This window comes from Rhizobium sp. 01T444 (assembly GCF_056398305.1).
In genome coordinates this window covers 1-858 of sequence record NZ_JBFTPD010000122.1, presented here as the reverse complement: position 1 = coordinate 858, position 858 = coordinate 1, and the positions used below count along the sequence as shown (strand labels likewise).

Below are 858 nucleotides of genomic sequence, written 5' to 3'. Positions count from 1 at the left end.
TGGATGCCCAGGCCGCGCAGCTCCTTGCCGAGCGCCTCCGAGATGCCTTCGAGCGCGAACTTGCTGCCGTGGTAGTAGCCCAGCCCGGGCATGGTGATGAATCCGCCCATCGAGGTGATGTTCAGGATGCGCCCGCGGCGGCGTGCGCGCATGAAGGGCAGCACGGCCTTGGTGACAGCGACGGCGCCGAACACATTGACGTCGAATTGCCGGCGCAGGTCGTCGAGCGATGACTCCTCGACCGTGCCCTCGTGCCCGTACCCGGCGTTGTTGACCAGCACGTCGATGGGGCCGACCGTGGCTTCGACCTCGGCGACCGCGCCTTCGACCTCCGCATGGTGCGTGACGTCGAGCACGCGGGCGAACGAGCGGCCCGGCTGCAGCGCATCGAATTCGGCGCGCGCCGCCTCGTTGCGCACGGTGCCGACGACGCGTTCGCCGGCAGCCAGCGCCTCGGTCGCCAACGCCCGGCCGAAGCCGCTGCTGACGCCGGTGATGAACCAGATCCTGGGGGTGGTGGATGACATGGGGAAGTCCTTTCGTAGGGGTGACCAGGGGATGAACGGACTTTGCGCTCGATCGACCTTGTTGATAATCCGCTCAATCAACGAAGAGCCTTGAAGCGGATCTTCAAGATCAACCGGCCCGTATATCCCGTGCGACAACACCCCCTCGACGGCCTCGCCACCTTTGTCTGCGTCGCGGAACTGCGCGGCTTCTCGGCCGCGGCCGTGCGCCTGGCCGTATCGCCCTCCGCCGTGAGCCAGGCCATCCGGCAACTGGAGGCAAGGGTGGGCGTGCCGCTCTTCAACCGCACCACCCGCAGCGTGGCCCTGACCGAGGCCGGCAGCCGCTTCC

The 858-nt window shown here is 67.7% G+C and carries 2 protein-coding genes; one reads left to right on the top strand and one right to left on the bottom strand.

Going from position 1 to position 858, the window contains the following annotated elements:
• On the bottom strand, positions 1-527 hold a 527-nt coding region (locus AC1DTN_RS37460), incomplete at its 3' end, for an SDR family NAD(P)-dependent oxidoreductase (protein ID WP_477925173.1).
• 129 nt (positions 528-656) lie between these two features.
• On the opposite strand from AC1DTN_RS37460, the gene AC1DTN_RS37455 reads away from it, so the two are divergent.
• Positions 657-858: helix-turn-helix domain-containing protein (locus tag AC1DTN_RS37455; RefSeq protein WP_477925174.1), on the top strand; the 202-nt coding region annotated here is incomplete at its 3' end.